Below are 16,886 nucleotides of genomic sequence, written 5' to 3'. Positions count from 1 at the left end.
ATGACCTATGGCCGTTTCTTCCATTAGCACTGTTTCTCACGCTGCCGGGACGTACCCTTCAGCGAATACAATGTCCCCGCGCGTTGAGCAAGCCGCTAAAGGCCGTGCTCTAGAAGAAGATACGGCGTCTACCGACGACCCAAAAACGACTAGTGCTAGTGAAGAGAGCAGCAGTGCCGAGGCTGGCCCCAAACGGGCTGACGGTACGCCCATGGCGCCGGATGAGATTCGGCTACTAGACCAGCTTAAACAGAACGACCGCGAAGTTCGCCAGCACGAGATGGCGCACCAAACCGTGGGCGGTGCCTATGCAGGCGGCGCCAGCTACGAGTATGAAGTTGGCCCCGATGGCAAGCGCTACGCGGTCGCGGGAGAAGTACCGATCGATTATGGCCCGGTACCCAATGACCCCCAAGCCACTATCGAAAAAATGCAAACCGTGATCGCCGCAGCCATGGCGCCTGCAGATCCCTCTCCCAAAGATCATCAAGTGGCTGCCCAAGCGCGTCAGTACTTGTTGGAAGCCAAGCTCGAAGCGTCCATGCAGCGCAGTGAAATGGAGCAAGCCCGCAGCAACGGCGCCGAGGCAACTTCTTCTGCTGATGAATCAGCCGCTAACAAGCAACCTTCAGAGGAACAAGCCGCTTAATTGTCCGCTAGCGCAAGAGAGCTCCACTCTTCACGGCTAGGCCAATTTGCCAACCAGGTAGGTAATGCCTCGGCGGGCATAGGCCGCGCAATACCATAGCCTTGGGCTAAATCGCAGCCTAGCGCCATCAAGGCTTTGGCATGGTCTAAGGTTTCTACCCCCTCTGCCAGCATGGGCCGCTTAAAGCGATTAGCCATGTAAATGACGCTTTCTACAATCGCCATATCATCCTGATCGGTGAGCATATCGCGGACAAAGCTCTGATCAATTTTGATCAGGCTGACCGGCAACTGCCGCAGATGGGTTAACGACGAAAACCCGGTGCCAAAATCATCAATAGCAAAACTCACCCCCAGCGACTGGCAGCGCGCCATATTTTGCAGCGCAGCCTGGATATCGTGCATTGCGGCGCTCTCCAGCACTTCGAGCTTGAGCATTACGGGCGGTACATCAGGGTAGCGTGCCAATAACTCGCCAAGCCGCTGGCTAAAATCACTCACTAACAGATGCGTAGGGCTTATATTCACATTGATCGGCAGCGCGATGCCCTGAACTTGCCACTCACTCAACTGACGCAGCGCTCGTTCAATGACCCACTCGCCAAGATCCACCTCCAATGGCGTGGTATCGATGATGGGTAAAAACTGCCCAGGTGCCAGCAGCCCATCTTCAGGGTGCTGCCAACGAATCAGCGCCTCTAGACCGACCACTTTGCCACTGCGCATGTCGACCTGGGGCTGATAGTAAAGGCACAGCTCATTGTGAGTGAGGGCATCAATAAAACGCTGGCGCTGCTCATGGCGCACCTGCAGCAAGCGGTCATGGTTAGGGTCAAACAGGTGGAACGTGTCGCGGCCACGCTGTTTGGCACGATACATGGCCTGATTGGCATGCCGCAGCAGCACATCGCCCTGAACGTGGTCATTAGGGTAGAGCGTAACCCCCAGGCTCGCCGTCAGATGAACACTCTGGCCCTCAATCATCATCGGTTGTCGAATGGAGCCCAGCAACTTCTCGAAAAAGTCATCGTCGACACCGTGGTGCAGTAACAGCACGAACTCATCGCCACCCACCCGCGCCAGCACGTCATCGCCAAACAGCAGATGGCTGATGCGCTGTGAAAAAGAAGACAGCAGCGCATCGCCTACGGTGGGACCCAGCCGGTCATTAATATTTTTGAAGAAGTCGATATCCAGCGAACACACCGCCAAGGGGAGCTGCTTGGCTTCTGCATGCTGCATGGACTCTTGAATCAACTGCGTCAGCAGTTGCAGGTTGGGTAGCCCCGTGAGGGCATCAAAGTAGACTTCTCGATTAAGGTGGCGGGCATGGGCCGGAATGGCCGAAAGATCTGCGAGCACAATCACATGGTGATCGATCTCGCCGTGCTCATTGCGCACACGATTGATCGACATCATGCCGGGATAAAACTGGCCATCGTGACTACGGTAGCTCACCTGGCTTTTGCTACGGTCACGCAACTGCAGCTCTTCCCGCATCAACCGCGTGGTGCGGCTATCGTCCAGCGGTAAAATGCTGAACGCTTCTGGTGTTTTGCCCTGTACATCGCCCTGCGTAATCCCCGTTAATTCACAAAAAGCGGGGTTCACCTCCACCACCCGATTTTCCGCATCAGTAATAATGATCGCTTCGTTGGCGTAACTAAATACCGATTCAGCGGGTGACGCCGCATGGCTTACAGATGCCGTTGGCATCGCGTTCGAGCGGGGCAGTGAAGGCGATGACTGGGAGTGCTGTTGAGACAAAGACTGTTCCTTCGATAAATTCAAGGATTCATACATATGTCTTTGCTCTCCTCGTCGTTTTTATAGAGCCGTCGCTATATAGGTTCGTTGTTATATAGAGCCGTTATTATGAAGACAGTAGTATTGCTAGGCATAATAACACCCTATGACGGCGAAGGTACTTTGCACTGCAAAGTACCTTATCGGCTGACGAGGTAATTAGTTAAAGAGTTTGCTCAATATAATGACAGGTAAGCTACGCGGGAGAGAGGGCTAAACGCTGGGTGGCCAACGCTGTATCGCGCACTTGGTAATCGCTCACTTTGCGGGTCATATCATCGGCCTGATCATCAAGGGAGCGGCTCGCCGCGGCCATTTCCTCAACCAATGCAGCGTTTTGCTGGGTCACCTCCTCTAACTGGGCCATGGCACGGTTAATTTGCTCAATACCCGCCGACTGTTCATGGGTAGCCGACGCCATTTCATCCATCAGGCTTGCCATTTGCCCTACCCGTTGAGCAATCCGCCCCAGAGCTTCATTGGTGGTAGTCACCAGGCTTTCGCCTTCTGAAATTTTGGTCACATTATTATCGATCAATTGGCGAATCTGGCTGGCCTCCTGGGCGCTGCGGCTAGCCAATTTGCGTACTTCATCGGCAACCACCGCAAAACCACGCCCATGCTCACCGGCTCTCGCCGCTTCAACCGAGGCATTAAGCGCCAGCAAATTGGTTTGGAAAGCGATGTTATCAATGGTCGCCACAATGCTAGTCACCTGCTCGTTGGCTTGCAGGATAAGCTGCATGGCGGCTTGGGTTTGAGAAGCGACTGCGGTGGCTTCTTTTGCCTCTTGAACCACCTCACCGGTCATCTGCTGGGCTTGCTGCGCGTTCTCAGCACTCTGGCGCACCGTGGCGGTGATCTGCTCCATGCTCGACGCGGTTTGCACCAGCGAGGCGGACTGCTCTTCGGTTCGCTGGGCAAGATCCTGATTACCCTGCGCCATTTGATTGCTGGCCACCGCCACCGACTGCGCATTGCGCTTAACGTCAGCGACCAGCGCTTCGGTAACTTCCGACGATTCATTAAACGCCTGATATAGCTTTGATAACTCATCGCTACCCGGCACCACTAAGCGCTGTGTCAAATCGCTACCCCGGGTCGCGATACTGGTTAGCGCTTGGTTAAGCGATTGGGTAATTACGCGTACGATCAATACGGCAGCGACAATCGCCATCAAGCTGGCCACGAGCGCAATTACCGCATACTGCCAAAGTGCCTGTTGGGCCGACTCACGCAGCGCGACAGTCTGGGCCACCACTGTATCTGCCACGCTATCCTCTAACGCTTTAAGGCGGGCAATTTTCACCGTTTGCCACTCAAACCACTGTTCCGGGTCGACACCATAACCGCCGGCTTGCGCTTGACTGATCGCCAATTCGCGCCGAGCCAAGAGACGCTCGATCTCTGCACCGCTCAATGCCTGGTCAAGCTGGTCGCGGCTTTCATCTCCAGCCAACAGGCGGAAGCTTGTCAAGAATGCCTGTTCCTCGCCCAGCAAGGACAAGAAACGGCGTAACGTAGCGTCGGGCATGCCGTCGCTGGCGAAGGCATTGGAAAGCATCGCCCGCTCAATCCCCGCTAAATCTTTGGCTTCCAGCAGTTGGTAGTAGGCACTTAGCTGGCGAGCAATACCCCCTTCGCTGGTTAGATGCGACAACGTACCCACAAAGGCCATTAGTTGACCGTTGATGCCAGTGTAGTGGCTCAACGCATCACCCATCGCCATATCAAGGCCATCGACACGCTTGCGTAAGGTTGCCTGGCGCTGCCACTGGGCGTCGATTTCGTTGAGTCGTTGCTGGGCAGCAGGCGTTAACAGCGCTGGATCCAAGGCATCACGCTGAGCTTGGAAAGCCTGGACAGCGGCGTCGGTATTGGGACGCTGCTGATTAAGCTGATCGCCAAAGGCATTACCTTCGCTGCCCAGAAAGCCAGCGGTCATGCCCCGTTCAAGCTGCATTTGGTGCACGGCGTCACCGGCACGCTGGGCCAGTTGGGTCAAGGCGTGAAGACGATCAAACTCCTGCACCGTCTCGCGCCGTTCCATAATGCCTTGCGCAGCAAACCAAGCCAGGGCAAGCAAGGGAAGCAGCAATACACAGACAAATTTAAACCGCATCGACATGCGGTTAACGATAGTTTTCATAGCTTAGCCTCAAACAGATAGCGTCGTTGGGGAGGTAAGCGGCGTGCTTGATTATTATTGTCCGCATCAACTGACGCGTTTAGCTAAGTCTGCCGCACTTTGCCGTTTAGTGAAATACGATTAATTTTAGTGGATAAAATAACGACAAGCGGCGCGAGTATAGGGCGTTTGGGGAACTCTATATTGATTCAAATCATAAAGTCTGACGGATTGTCCGGCCTACCAAGCGGCTGAGTTGAGCGCCCCTTAAGGCGCTGGACTGGCGGCACCCAAAAAGCGCGCCTGCCAGTAATCGATCTCTAACGGCACGCTGACTACTGCACGACCCTTACCAGGTGCATGAATCATTTGGCCGTTGCCACGATAAATTCCTACGTGGGTCGCTTTGCGACGGTCGCCAAAGAAAAGCAGATCACCAGGGCGTGGTTTTTTCACCTGTGGCAAGGCACGAAACTGTTCATCGGCGGAACGCGGGACACGAATACCCGCCGCCCGGTAGGTCATTTCCACTAAACCAGAGCAGTCCAGACCATCGGGCGTATTTCCCCCAAAACGATACGGTGTGCCAATGGCCTGCTGAGCATGGGAGAGAATCAGCGCACGCTCCATAGAGAGTCCTGCGCGGTTAGGAGGCGCCTCAATGGGGGTAAGATCGCGGCTGGCACAACCCGCTAGTGCCAGTAGTAACAGGCAGGTAAGCAGCCACCTTCCAGAAGGTGCCAACCCGCAAGGTAGAGGCCACAGGCGAACCAGTAGCATGGGCAGCCGCTCCAATAAATCAACATGCTTTCATGATGGCGCAAAGCATGCCTAGCCGCCAATGGTTAGCGGCCAATCCACTCGACAAAGCTGGTTTCACCCAGCGCATGGCGTTCATGCCGCACCCGGCTCATTGCCGCGTAGGGTAAATCCATTGCCAGTACCCGCGAAAGCGGCTGCTCGATCACCTGGCGCAGCAGGCCATTGCAGACAAATAGATGCGCCACTACCAGCACATGCTTGCCAGGCGGGTTACTTAACAGCTGCTGCCAGGCCTCGGCTAATCGCGCGTCAAAGGCTTGCAGGGTTTCGCCACCGGGGGGAGACACCGCGGCAGGATCGAACCAAAAGGCACTCATTCGCTCGGTGCCCTCTTCGGCAAACACCTGGGCGTGGGTTTTGCCCTCCCACTGCCCCAAATGCAACTCGGCGAAATCGTCTTCCACCTGAACGGGCAGATCAAACTCCTCGCCCAGCCATAAGGCGAATTCACGGCAGCGTGTTAACGGCGAGGTAACGATCGCATCGTAGGGCAAATGCCCGTCGACCGTTTGCCTCATGACTGCATCGGTCACCTGCTGCCAGCCGGTTTCACTCAGCGGATGGTCGGTGGAGCCGCGGAGCATACGCCCGCCCACCGGCTCACCGTGGCGCAGTAAGTCAATCGTTGTTTGTTCGGCTTCAGGAAAGCGCATAGGGGTAACCTCGCCGATTTAGGCAGCTTGCAGTTTAGATAATTGCGTGACGCACGCGTGCGGAAATCCACTCCGACACCAGCACGGTAGCGAAAATCATAATAAAGATGACGCTAACTTGATCCCAGGCGAGGCTATTGATCGAGGCATTCAACTGCAGACCAATACCACCTGCCCCGACCAAGCCCAACACCGTCGACTCACGGATATTAATGTCCCAGCGGTAAACGCTAATCCCCGCGAACGCGGGCATTACCTGGGGCAGCACGCCGTAGTTCATCACCTGCAGTCGACTCGCGCCGGTAGCGCTAATCGCCTCAACGGGCGTGGGATGGATCTCTTCAATCGCTTCGTAAAGCAGCTTGCCCACAAAGCCGATGGAGCGCAGGGCAATGGCAATAATCCCCGCCAGTACGCCGGGGCCAAGAATGGTGACCAGTAGCATCGCCCAAATCAGCGAGTTAATGGAGCGCGATGAAACGATCACCATCAGCGCCAAACTGCGCACCAGCGGATGCGGCGTCGTGTTACGGGCGGCTAAAAATGCCACCGGAAACGCCATCATAATCCCTAACGCGGTGCCCAAAGTGGCGATATTGATGGTGTCCCACATGGGCTTCCAGAGCACATTGGCGTAGCTCCATTCGGGAGGGGTCATGCGGCTGATCAAATCTGCTCCCTGGCGGCCGGCATCTTCCACAAACACCCACATGGTGTTGTCGGAAATCATCTTCCAGCAGAGCAGAAATAGGCTGACACCCGCCAGCCAAGCCAGGTACTGCAACCATTGAGCGCGGGTGGTGCGCCGCCGCCAAACCGGCTGACCCTGGGGTGTAGTGGAAACAGGCATTTAAACTCTCGACAAATTAAGGGGCCAGAACTTACGGATCCAGCAGTTACTGAATCAGCGTTTACTGAGTCCAGCGGCGGACATGGCTTGAGCTGTACTCGCACAGCAGCACGATGGCGATGATAATCAGCAGAATCGCCGCGGAGGTGTCGTACTCATAGCGGCTCAGCGAGGTATTCAGCGTGGCGCCAATACCGCCTGCGCCGACAATGCCAATCACCGAGGACTCACGGAAGTTGATATCCAAACGGTACATGGAGAGCCCGATCAAACGCGGCATGACCTGGGGCTGCACGGCGTGGTTCATGGTTTGCCACCAACTGGCGCCCGTGGCGCGTACCGCTTCTACCTGCCGCCAATCCAAATCTTCAATATCTTCCGCCAGTAGCTTGGCCATAAAGCCAATCGTCGCGAAGGCCAGAGTAATCATGCCCGCAAAGGGCCCGAAGCCGAACATCACCACAAACAGAATCGCGATGATGATCTCCTGGAACGTGCGCGAAACGGCGATAATCGCGCGGCACACAAAGTAGATCGGCAGTGGTGAAATGTTACGCGCTGCCCCTAAACCCACGGGGATCGCCAGCAGCACACCCAGTACCGTGGAGGTGAGCGTCATGGTCAAACTTTCCAGCAATCCCGCGACGATATCGTCGTAGCGGCTGACAAAGTCGGGCTGCATAAAGGCGCCTAAAAAATTAACCGCACGGCCTGCGCCTTCCGCCACCCGCTCCCAGTTCACCTCAACCGAGGCAAGCGCTAAAGACAGATACACCACTGCACCAATGGCGAGCCCCCAGCGCAAGCGGGGACTGTCAATTAGCGGTAGTCGCCGCCACTGACCGTGCTGCGCCGCCTGCTGGCGTGCCTGCTCGCTCATCGTGCTGCCCCCGCTTCGATTGACGACATCACCCGCGCGTAGGGAGGATTAATCGGAGCAGTGTTAGTCGCCTCATCGCCGCTGACTTCATCGTCCATTGGTTCAGGCGTGGTGTCCCAGTCCTCTTCACCGTAAATCGTGGTGAGGATCTCGCTGGTGAGGTCGCTGGGAAGGCCATCAAAGACGATTTCACCCGCCCGCAGGCCGACAATGCGGTCAGCAAATTGCTGGGCCAGCGCTACGTCGTGAATATTGATGATCGCCGCCAGTTCGCGCTCTGCGCACAGCTCACGAATCAAACGCATGATTTGGCGCGAAGTTTTTGGGTCAAGGCTGGCGGTGGGTTCATCCACCAGCAACAGCTTAGGACTTTGCAGGAGCGCCCTGGCGATACCCACCCGCTGGCGCTGGCCGCCAGACAGGGCATCGGCACGTTTATCGATGGCATGCGGCAACCCCACTCGCTCCAATAGACGGAAGGCTTCAATCACAGCCTCCTGCGGGTAGCGGCGCAGGAAGCTGCGCCAAAAGCCCACGTAACCGAGCTGACCTGAAAGCACGTTTTCCATCACGGTTAGGCGGTCTACTAACGCATACTCTTGAAAAATCATTCCCATGGAGCGGCGGGCATGACGCAGCTTATGTCCCGAGAGCTTCGTCAGTTCCGTGCCGTCCAGGCGAATGCTGCCCTGAGTAGGCTCAACCAACCGGTTCACACAGCGAATCAGTGTGCTTTTACCCGCGCCAGATGGTCCAATCAGCGCCATCACTTGGCCTTTGGGCAGCGTGAGTTCAATATCCGTCAGCGCTCGATCCCCGGTAGGGTAACGTTTACCAACGCCGGTGAGTGTCAACATGGAAGTGCCTCATCTACATAGCGGTTCGGCCAGAAGGTTGCCCTCCTGGCCGATCGTATTGGGGTACTGCTTAAAGATTAATCGCAGTCGTAGGTCACGCCGTTGGCGTCAGCGATAGTGCGAATAACCGCCCAGTTATCCTGATAAGTAATCGGAATAAACTGCGCTTCGCCGGAGTTGGCGAATTCTGACTCGAGGGCCGTGCCTTCCCAGTCGTAGCTGAAGAACGCATCCTGAATCTTCTCGGCAAGTTCCGGGTTCAGGTTATTCGCCAGCCCGTAAGCGGTGGTGGGAAAGGTTTGTGAGGTGTAGATAATTTCGTAATCACCTTCGTTCACTACACCGCGGGAAATCATCCGCTTGCCCACGGAGTTAGCAATCGCCGCCGCGTCGTAGTCTTCGTTGACCACGCCGAGAATGGAGTTGTCGTGAGAACCAGAGAAAGCGGTCTCAAAATCTTCCCCCGCTTCCATACCGTACTCAGAGCGCAGCAGCGCAGAGGGGGCGCGGAAGCCAGAGTTAGAGGTTTCTGAGGTAAACGCTAGTTGGCGACCCTGCAAGTCTTCAACGGCTTCAATGCCGCTTCCTGGGTAGGTGATAATCTCCATCTCATAACCAAAGCTGCCATCTTCCGCGGCCATCATGGCGAAAGGGCGGAAACCACCGCAGTTAACCGCGACCGGTACGCCGCCGGTATTGAAACCGGCTACGTGGAGACGGCCAGCGCGCAGCGCTTCCTGCTGGGCAGCGTTGGACTGAACCGGAAAGAACTGCACTTTTTTACCGGTGGCTTCGCTCAGGTGATCCAAAAAACCAGACCAGACATCAGCGTAAACCGCAGGATCTTCAACCGGTGTATAGGCAAACACCAAGGTATCCGGGTCAACCCACTGTGACTCGTCGCTGGGGACATCGGCGACCATATCGCCATCGTTATCCACATAGCGTGAAGACAGATCCGCAGAGGCGTTCACTGCGGCCAAAGCGAAGGCACTGGCAACGGCGGCACTGATTAACGTGCGGGAGAGGGATAATGTCTGCATGGGTCACCTGTAGCGTTCTGTAGAGTTATTAAAAGATGACAACATCCTGACGACTCCAGATGACAGAAATGGGGCACTTATATGACCACTTCGTGACGTTTTGGCGAAGGACAGTTAATCTACAGCTTGAAAAGCCTCGTGACCGCGGCGCTCTACAAACAGGCTGTTACCGGGAATTTTTTTGGCCTGGTGCTTCAGCTCAGAAAGCTCGCCTGCGATATCCAGCGATTGGCAGGTAGTCGTATCATGGATGGGTTTTACCGCAATCGAGACGCTCACAAAGGGAAAAAACGTCATTCTATTTTGACGGTTTTCGATGTGAATCCCGCCCTGAAGGCGGTCAGCCTCTTCATAGAAGCCCGGAGCCATCACCTCGAATGAGTGTAGAATTTGCTGACAAACACTTTCCCAGTACTCAAGCGGCAGCAACATCATAAAATCATCGCCGCCAATATGGCCAATAAAGCCCCCGGCATTCTCTACCTGTGCTTGCAGCAGCCGCGATAGCGAAATGATGATGTGGTCACCTCGGGCGTAGCCATAGGCATCGTTAAAGGCTTTAAAGTTATCCAAGTCAACATAGGCCGCAGCAAACCCATGCCCGGAGGCCAAATAAGCCGCCAGGGTTTCATTGATCAGGATATTACCCGGCAGGCCGGTGAGCGGGTTGGCATGCCGCGCTTGGCGCACCTGAATCGCGGTAATCTCACGCAAAAGGTCAACGATATTGCCCATCCCCAGGTAGTCACCGTTAGCGTTAACGATGACAAAGTCCTCTTGCTCAATATCCCGGCTGTCGGTCAACTTCTGACTCAAAATCTCAAGCGGAGTATCCGCTTCGGCCACCAGCATGCGTGCATCAGCAACGTCCAGCACACGGCGCTTGGCATAAAGCGAATGGCTATAGGGGTTGGTAAATAGAGTTAAAAACGAGTTGCGTCGCACCACAGCCACGGGCTTACCATTCTCCAGCACGGCCACGCAGCGCAAACTGGGTTGTTGGCGAAATCGCTCGGAGATATACGGCACTGCGCAATCCGTAGTTATGGCATCGGTAGCCCGTAAAATCGAGCGCGTGGTGCGACCCGCAGGGCTTTTTAATTGGGTGCTCGCTGGCAGCACCATATTGAGTTCTAAAGGCGGCTGCTGGTTGGGTCGGGCGAAATAGAAGCCTTGTAGTAGTGCGAGCCCACGGTCGAGTTCCCACAAGCAAAGATGCTCAGCAGCGGTCTCCACCCCTTCGGCGATCACTTGGCAGTCCAGGCTACGCGCCACATCGAGAATCGAACGCAGGAACTCTCGCTTGGCAGGATCCTGGTCAATGCCGGAGATAAAGTGTCGGTCGAGTTTAACGAAATCCGGGCGCAGCTCCGACCAGTGGCGCAGGCTTGAGTGACCTGCACCGAGGTCATCCAGCGCCACCTGGAAGCCCATGGTGCGGTAGTGATCCACCGCTTGGCGCATTAGCTCGTAGTCGTGGATTGGCACGTGTTCAGTGAGCTCGATCACCACCCGCTCTGGGGGCAAGCCGCTGTCACGAATAAAGCCAAGCGTTAAGCCTTCGCGAAAATCACGCTCTACGATCGTCAACGGCATAACGTTAAGAAACAGCAGGCCCGGCAGATCGAGCTCTGCAAAGCGGTAGATGGCTAACCGTCGGCAGAGTATATCTAATTCCACCAGCTTTCCGGCCTGAGTGGCTACTTCAAACAGTCGTAACGGCGAGTGAAGCGGCGATGTTTTAGGCCCACGAATCAGTGCTTCGTAGCCATAAATCGCCTGCTGGCTGGCATCCACAATGGGCTGAAAGAGCACGTGCAACTCTTCTGTTGCAATAATCTTTTGCAACCACTGCGATTCTTGTGCGGTCATTTGCCTGCTGCCCTATTCTGCCACCCTAATAACCAGCGGTGGTTCCTATGATGTGTCACCTTCCCTGGAGTTGGTTGATAAGCTGCAAGCAAGCGTGCGTCATTTTTGTGACGCTATAATGACAATCATCAAGGACATCAGTCAGTTGACGCTACACTGACGTTAAATGAGCGGTTTTTCTCGCGCCGGAAAGACCACCTCGCTACCGTCGGCGTCGAGCTGTCGGATATCGATAGGGTGGCCTTTTTCATCCAGCGTTACTAAGCCAATGCCGCTGGCGTTCCACAGCCGTTCACCCGCGCTGGCGCGGTCAGGATCGCGGGGGTGAACGCTTAGCTTGCGGCGCTTGGTGAACCAATTAAGCGGCGACCACGGCGCATAGAGCCAGCGATTGAGCCGGTCAAAGGTATTGAGCAGATTTTTGGGAAAGGTGTTTTTGATCCCGCTTGAGGTGATCTGCCACAGATGGGGAGAACGGCGCTGATGACGCACCACAATGTCGTAGACAAACGAGTAGTGCACGTCGCCAGATAGAATCACGTAGTTGCCTGGGGTTTTGGAGTGCCGCCAAATCTGCAGCAGCGTATTGGCCGCTCCCCGGTGCGCCATCCAGTTTTCGGCATCCACCACCAACGGCTTACCGGCAAGGGTAAACAGCTTTTGGATTCCCTCTATCAACTTGACGCCGAACATCGGTGCGGGAGAGACAATCACCGCACTTTTGGCCCCCATTAGCGCCTGCTGCATTTCCATTAGCGCCTCCCAGTCCATCAAGCCTGAAGGCCGATGCGGGCTGCGTTCGCTGCGCCAGCGTCGGGTGCGGGTATCCAGCACAATTAGTGCGGGAGTGCCGGGCACCTGAAACTCCCAGCCCTGAAAACGCAGCAATCGCTCGATCAGCCCATCCTGTTCAGCGCAGACTAGCGGTTGTTCGCCATCACCCAGCAGGGTCAAGGCATGATGGGCTAACGGGTTCAATTTATCCGGATCGTTACCCCAGGCTTGGCAAAGCAGATAGGCCACCAGAGCGTTACCGATAATACGTTTAGAGAACGGGTGACCGTAGGCGGCGCGCTCCCAGTCGGCGGTTAGGTTCCAGTCGTCGGTAACGTCGTGGTCATCGAAGATCATCAGGCTGGGCAGATGCGCCATCACCCGAGCACACTGGGGCAAGCCTTCAGCAAAGGCATCGATTACCGCCTGCTCCTGACGATAGAGCTCGGCGTCTTTTTCATCTAAGGCAGGCGCTTTAGGGGCAATCACCTGCCAGGGCACCGGCGACCACACCAGGCAGTACATGGCGAGCATTTCAGCCAGCGTCATCAAGTGATTATGGGCATTCGCCGAGGTAAACACTGGCTTTTTGACACCGCCGAAGAAGCGCTCGCGCAGTGCCGCGTTGCTGGTCACATCGGGCAGCAGCTCCGCGCGCCGATAGTAGCTATCCGGCGAGCGGTAGAGCGCCTGGCTATCGTCGACAGTCGCGCCTTCCAGCCGCTCATCCACCAGCCCTAACCGCTCAATCAACGCATGCACGGCGCGTAGCATCGGCCCGGCCACGTCGTCGGCGTACACCTGGTCACCGGTCATCAGCAGCCAAGCGGGCCACTCGGTGGGCGCTGACTGCTGCTCAGCAAGCCAACTGTCGGCGCGCACCAGGCCATCGGCACTGTCGTGATGGGGCTTGCGGCAGGAGCCATGCATCAGGCGGTGATGGCGGGATGCAATCACAAAGGCAGGATAGGCGGCGCCATCATAACAGAGCCACGGCGCCCACTCGGGCAGAGAGCGCCACTCGCCCTGCTGTGTTCCCACCTGCAGGTCGTACTCGATGCGCTCGTCACAGGGCAGCGCTGACTCAAGCTCACAATCAATTAGGTAGATAAAGGCCCGCTGACCGATGGGGATGCACTGCTGGTGGTGCGCTAAGCCGATTGACTGGCTATCGGCGTGCCCTGGGCGCAGCACTAATGCCATGTTCAGTGGCCGAGTGGCGACGAGCCAAAGTACCAGCCGTGTAGTGCTGATACGTCTTAATAGGGGGCCGGCGACTATATCGGGCAGCGTATCTGTACGATTCATTCGGTGCGGTCTCCATTATTTATACGAGACGATTACGCGCGACGACGGGCAGCTCCACCACGACTTTTAACCCACCAGTGCTGGCGCGGCTAAGGTGCAGTTGGCCGCTATACAGAGCGACAAGATCAGTCACAATGGCCAAACCCAAGCCACTGCCCGAACGCTGTTCATCCAACCGTTTACCGCGCTGCACCGCCTGCTGGCACTCTGATTCGTTCATACCGGGGCCGTCGTCGCTAACGGTCAAGGTTAACTGCTGCCCGTCACTCTCTAGCTGTAGCTGCACATCGCTATGCGCCCAGCGCAGCGCGTTATCCATTAAGTTACCCACCAGCTCTTGAATATCCTGCCCATCCATATGGACTTTAATCTCACCCGCCCAGGTTTGGCGCAGCTCAATGCCACGCCGCTGGGCAAGCCTGGCCAGCCCATTGAGCAGCGGCGCCAGGGTGGCATGTAAATCAATGGGCGCAAAGCGAACGCCTTCGCCCGCCGCTGAAGCGCGTGCCAAATGATGACGTACCGCGCTATCCACGCGTTCTAGCTCAACCTCCCAGGCGGCTCGGTTCGCTTCCGGCAACTGGCGTAGCTGCAGGCGCATCACGCTCAGCGGGGTTTTCAGCGCATGGGCAAGGTTGCCAGCGGTATGGCGGCCACGCTCAATCAAGCGCTGATCGCGGGCCAGCACCGCGTTCATTGAGGCAGCAAGCGTTGCCAGCTCGTCGGGCAAGCGGGTATCTAACTGCTCGGCGCGCCCCTGCTCCACCTCATGCAGGTTGGCGTGCATGCGGCGCAGTGGCGCTAGCCCCCAGCGTACCTGGAGCGCCAATACGCCAAGCAACAACACGCCCAGGCCCACTAAACCGCCCCACAGCAGGCGCTGAAATTCGCCAATGTCCCGGGCCAACACATCGTCCCGGGCGGCGACGCTAATATGTAGCGGCGTTTCTAACGGCGCCAAATAGATATCACGCTCCACCACGCGCAGCGACTGCCCCCGAGGGCCAGGTATCGAGCGAGCGCTAAGAGTGTCGCTATCAATCACCGGCAGGCGCTGATCCCACAGCGAGCGCGAGGCCAACGTATGCTGCTCGCCATCGGTGATTTGCCAATACCAGCCGGAGTAGACATTGTCAAAACGCGGGTCGCCCAGCGCCCGGTCATGGACAAGCTGTTGCTCTATGCGGTCGTAGGTAACGCCCGCCATGATGACGTTGAGGGTGGCCCCCAGGCGCTCATCAAAGGCCTGAGTGGCCGAGGCACGGTAATGATGAGAAAGCAGCGTGCCCGCAACGGGCAGCGCTAGCCCTATCATCACTAGCACCGCCAGCAGTAGCCGCAGGCTTATAGAGCGCTTTGCCCAGCGCCTTACCCAAAGTTCAGGCCAGACCGAATTGAGTCGACTCATTCGGTAGCGGGCTCTTCTGCTAATAAGCGATAGCCCTGGCCACGCAGGGTGGCAATTCGCCAACTGCCCAACTTGCGACGCAGGCGGCTGACCTGAACATCGATCACGTTGGAGTCCGGCTCGTGGTCGCGGTCATAAACGTGCTCCGAGAGCTCGGTGCGGCTCACCACCCGCGGTGCGGCGTGCATTAAATAGCCCAGCAGTCGGGTTTCCTGGGCGGTTAATCCCACCGGACGCCCTGCCAAGGTGACGTGCTGGGTGTGGGTATCCAAACTCAACTCACCCACTTTCAGTACTGGATGGGCATGGCCGTGGCTGCGGCGCACAAGGGCGCGCAGGCGAAACAGTACTTCCGCGGGCTCAAAGGGTTTTGTGACGTAGTCATCCGCCCCGGCAGTAAAACCCGCGGCTTTATCGGCCCAGCGTTCCCGGGCGGTAAGGATCAACACCGGCAGGTCGATACCATCTTCCCGCCATGCCGAAAGCCAGCGAGTGCCATCGCCATCGGGTAGTCCGACATCCAGAATCAGCGTGTCGTAGGCTTCCGTGCGTACCAGAAAATCAGCATCCTGACCGTTAGCCGCATGCTCTACAAGCCAGTCGCCATCGCGCAATGCTTGGCTAAGCTCGCGAGCCAGCGCCTGGTCGTCCTCTACCAACAAACACTTCATCGGCTAACTACCCTTTTTTGGCAAGTGACATCAACAGGCTAGCGGCGCATATCATTGATACGCACCCCTTCAATGGCCATCAATTGGCCGTTATGGCCATCAAACTCGAACTCGACCACTTGGCCCTGGGGGCCAAGCAATTTGATCTCATACTCGACATAACCCCCTTCACGTTCCACCTCAACCTCCAGCACTTCCCCTATATAGTGCGCTTCCAGCCAATCCAAAATAGTGTCGAGAGGCACGACCTCACCGCGGCGCACTTCGCCATGTAGCGACTCCCAATGTTGGTCACCCACCGCGCTACCCGCCAGCAACAGCACCAAGGCTAACCCAGTGACGTTGCGGCGAGGGACGCTGCGCAGTAGCTTTTTAAAGTGGCGTAGGATTTTACTCATAGGGTCAGCATGCCAAAGGCAACATGAACGTTAGATGAACAGCTTTGTCAGCTTAAGGAAAGTATCGGGGTGGTATAAATTCACTGTCGCATTCGCTGAATGCCGTTTATTCACTGTTGTATAAACATTGACGTACAGAGATTCTCGTACAGATACGTAAAGAAGGAATTTGCCATGAACACCATGAAAAAAATGCTGCTGATCCCGACCTCTGCGCTGCTGCTTGCTGCGGCTGCAGGGAGTGTGCAGGCCGACGATTCGCTACCGATGGATCGCATTGATGACGTATTGACCCACGCCAATAACTACGGTTTCAGCCACTACGAAGAAGTTAGCATTAAAAGCCGTGGCCGCGTAGAGGTAGAAGGTTGGCTGGACGATGAGTGGTACGCCGATGTGGAATTTTCTCTTGATAACGGTGAAACGCTACAAGAGAAACGCGAGCGCCTGATTACCGGTGCCTGGGGTATGAGCGAAGACGATATCCGTCAAGCACTGGACGTAGCTAGCCAGGAGGGTATGGTTGAATTTGAAGATCTCGATATCGATAAAAGCGGCATCATCGATATTGAAGGCCGCGGCGAAGATGGCCGTGAGCTAGAAATCAGCGTCCGTCAGGGTTCTTCCGAAGTGACTCAAATTGACCGCGATTAATTTATCCAGCTAATCGCTTTGCGGGCTCCCCACGGGGAGCCCGCTGCGTTTATGGTAGGCTGACAAATCATGTAGCTAAAGTGATAGTGCTGACCTTATCAGGTTGCTGAGGAG

Annotated in this window: 15 protein-coding genes; 2 read left to right on the top strand and 13 right to left on the bottom strand. The window is 56.4% G+C overall.

The genetic code is table 11. The features are described from left to right. Positions 1–7 precede the first annotated feature (7 nt). Positions 8–649, top strand: a complete 642-nt coding sequence (locus tag ACW17M_RS18440) for a putative metalloprotease CJM1_0395 family protein (protein ID WP_457547924.1) — start codon at positions 8–10, stop codon at positions 647–649. Here ACW17M_RS18440 and ACW17M_RS18435 read toward each other — a convergent pair. The 13 genes from ACW17M_RS18435 to ACW17M_RS18375 all read right to left on the bottom strand — a co-directional run bounded on the left by ACW17M_RS18435 (position 646) and on the right by ACW17M_RS18375 (position 16,118). Continuing rightward, positions 646–2,451 (bottom strand): putative bifunctional diguanylate cyclase/phosphodiesterase, encoded by a 1,806-nt coding sequence (locus ACW17M_RS18435; RefSeq protein ID WP_457547923.1) that lies wholly within the window; start codon positions 2,449–2,451, stop codon positions 646–648. The two genes, ACW17M_RS18440 and ACW17M_RS18435, sit on opposite strands and share 4 nt — an antisense overlap. A gap of 199 nt (positions 2,452–2,650) precedes the next feature. Next, complete coding sequence (locus ACW17M_RS18430; RefSeq protein ID WP_457547922.1) at positions 2,651–4,603, bottom strand: methyl-accepting chemotaxis protein; 1,953 nt, start codon at positions 4,601–4,603, stop codon at positions 2,651–2,653. Between the two features lie 246 nt (positions 4,604–4,849). Next, entirely contained in the window at positions 4,850–5,362 is a 513-nt protein-coding gene (locus ACW17M_RS18425) for a C40 family peptidase (protein ID WP_022520749.1), read from the bottom strand. Between the two features lie 65 nt (positions 5,363–5,427). After that, positions 5,428–6,057: a histidine phosphatase family protein gene (locus ACW17M_RS18420; RefSeq protein WP_027958201.1), complete on the bottom strand. Its 630-nt coding sequence runs from the start codon at positions 6,055–6,057 to the stop codon at positions 5,428–5,430. A 34-nt stretch (positions 6,058–6,091) separates the two neighbouring features. After that, a complete protein-coding gene (gene phnE / locus ACW17M_RS18415; protein ID WP_022520751.1) occupies positions 6,092–6,907 on the bottom strand; it encodes a phosphonate ABC transporter, permease protein PhnE in 816 nt (271 codons plus the stop codon). A 61-nt stretch (positions 6,908–6,968) separates the two neighbouring features. After that, the gene (phnE, locus tag ACW17M_RS18410) at positions 6,969–7,787 is read right to left on the bottom strand and encodes a phosphonate ABC transporter, permease protein PhnE (protein WP_457547921.1); all 819 of its coding nucleotides are present in this window, start codon (positions 7,785–7,787) and stop codon (positions 6,969–6,971) included. Continuing rightward, positions 7,784–8,644 (bottom strand): phosphonate ABC transporter ATP-binding protein, encoded by an 861-nt coding sequence (gene phnC, locus ACW17M_RS18405; protein ID WP_041158978.1) that lies wholly within the window; start codon positions 8,642–8,644, stop codon positions 7,784–7,786. Before phnC ends, phnE (ACW17M_RS18410) begins: the two co-directional genes overlap by 4 nt. 77 nt (positions 8,645–8,721) lie before the next feature. Then, positions 8,722–9,687, bottom strand: coding sequence for a phosphate/phosphite/phosphonate ABC transporter substrate-binding protein (gene phnD, locus ACW17M_RS18400; protein WP_457547920.1), 966 nt, complete (start codon positions 9,685–9,687; stop codon positions 8,722–8,724). A 114-nt stretch (positions 9,688–9,801) separates the two neighbouring features. Next, positions 9,802–11,559 (bottom strand): EAL domain-containing protein, encoded by a 1,758-nt coding sequence (locus ACW17M_RS18395; protein ID WP_009287888.1) that lies wholly within the window; start codon positions 11,557–11,559, stop codon positions 9,802–9,804. 162 nt (positions 11,560–11,721) lie between these two features. Continuing rightward, a complete protein-coding gene (locus tag ACW17M_RS18390; RefSeq protein WP_039859968.1) occupies positions 11,722–13,641 on the bottom strand; it encodes an alkaline phosphatase D family protein in 1,920 nt (639 codons plus the stop codon). A 19-nt stretch (positions 13,642–13,660) separates the two neighbouring features. After that, positions 13,661–15,049, bottom strand: coding sequence for a sensor histidine kinase (locus ACW17M_RS18385; protein ID WP_457547919.1), 1,389 nt, complete (start codon positions 15,047–15,049; stop codon positions 13,661–13,663). Beyond that, complete coding sequence (locus ACW17M_RS18380) at positions 15,046–15,720, bottom strand: response regulator transcription factor (protein WP_022520756.1); 675 nt, start codon at positions 15,718–15,720, stop codon at positions 15,046–15,048. Before ACW17M_RS18380 ends, ACW17M_RS18385 begins: the two co-directional genes overlap by 4 nt. A 38-nt stretch (positions 15,721–15,758) precedes the next feature. Continuing rightward, the gene (locus ACW17M_RS18375) at positions 15,759–16,118 is read right to left on the bottom strand and encodes a PepSY domain-containing protein (protein WP_022520757.1); all 360 of its coding nucleotides are present in this window, start codon (positions 16,116–16,118) and stop codon (positions 15,759–15,761) included. 174 nt (positions 16,119–16,292) lie between these two features. Here ACW17M_RS18375 and ACW17M_RS18370 point away from each other — a divergent pair, with 174 nt between their 5' ends. Continuing rightward, positions 16,293–16,772 (top strand): hypothetical protein, encoded by a 480-nt coding sequence (locus tag ACW17M_RS18370; RefSeq protein WP_039859964.1) that lies wholly within the window; start codon positions 16,293–16,295, stop codon positions 16,770–16,772. Positions 16,773–16,886: the final 114 nt, after the last annotated feature.

This window comes from Vreelandella sp. 2A-K22 (assembly GCF_054065485.1).
The sequence above is the reverse complement of the archived record's forward strand: the minus strand, read 5'-3'. Positions and strand labels throughout refer to the sequence as shown.

Bases quoted from the DNA above. Each gene is read 5' to 3' on its own strand.
- ACW17M_RS18440 (WP_457547924.1), top strand. From the start codon at position 8: ATGGCCGTTTCTTCCATTAGCACTGTTTCTCACGCTGCCGGGACGTAC.
- ACW17M_RS18435 (WP_457547923.1), bottom strand. From the start codon at position 2,451: ATGTATGAATCCTTGAATTTATCGAAGGAACAGTCTTTGTCTCAACAG.
- ACW17M_RS18430 (WP_457547922.1), bottom strand. From the start codon at position 4,603: ATGAAAACTATCGTTAACCGCATGTCGATGCGGTTTAAATTTGTCTGT.
- ACW17M_RS18425 (WP_022520749.1), bottom strand. From the start codon at position 5,362: ATGCTACTGGTTCGCCTGTGGCCTCTACCTTGCGGGTTGGCACCTTCT.
- ACW17M_RS18420 (WP_027958201.1), bottom strand. From the start codon at position 6,057: ATGCGCTTTCCTGAAGCCGAACAAACAACGATTGACTTACTGCGCCAC.
- phnE (WP_022520751.1), bottom strand. From the start codon at position 6,907: ATGCCTGTTTCCACTACACCCCAGGGTCAGCCGGTTTGGCGGCGGCGC.
- phnE (WP_457547921.1), bottom strand. From the start codon at position 7,787: ATGAGCGAGCAGGCACGCCAGCAGGCGGCGCAGCACGGTCAGTGGCGG.
- phnC (WP_041158978.1), bottom strand. From the start codon at position 8,644: ATGTTGACACTCACCGGCGTTGGTAAACGTTACCCTACCGGGGATCGA.
- phnD (WP_457547920.1), bottom strand. From the start codon at position 9,687: ATGCAGACATTATCCCTCTCCCGCACGTTAATCAGTGCCGCCGTTGCC.
- ACW17M_RS18395 (WP_009287888.1), bottom strand. From the start codon at position 11,559: ATGACCGCACAAGAATCGCAGTGGTTGCAAAAGATTATTGCAACAGAA.
- ACW17M_RS18390 (WP_039859968.1), bottom strand. From the start codon at position 13,641: ATGAATCGTACAGATACGCTGCCCGATATAGTCGCCGGCCCCCTATTA.
- ACW17M_RS18385 (WP_457547919.1), bottom strand. From the start codon at position 15,049: ATGAGTCGACTCAATTCGGTCTGGCCTGAACTTTGGGTAAGGCGCTGG.
- ACW17M_RS18380 (WP_022520756.1), bottom strand. From the start codon at position 15,720: ATGAAGTGTTTGTTGGTAGAGGACGACCAGGCGCTGGCTCGCGAGCTT.
- ACW17M_RS18375 (WP_022520757.1), bottom strand. From the start codon at position 16,118: ATGAGTAAAATCCTACGCCACTTTAAAAAGCTACTGCGCAGCGTCCCT.
- ACW17M_RS18370 (WP_039859964.1), top strand. From the start codon at position 16,293: ATGAACACCATGAAAAAAATGCTGCTGATCCCGACCTCTGCGCTGCTG.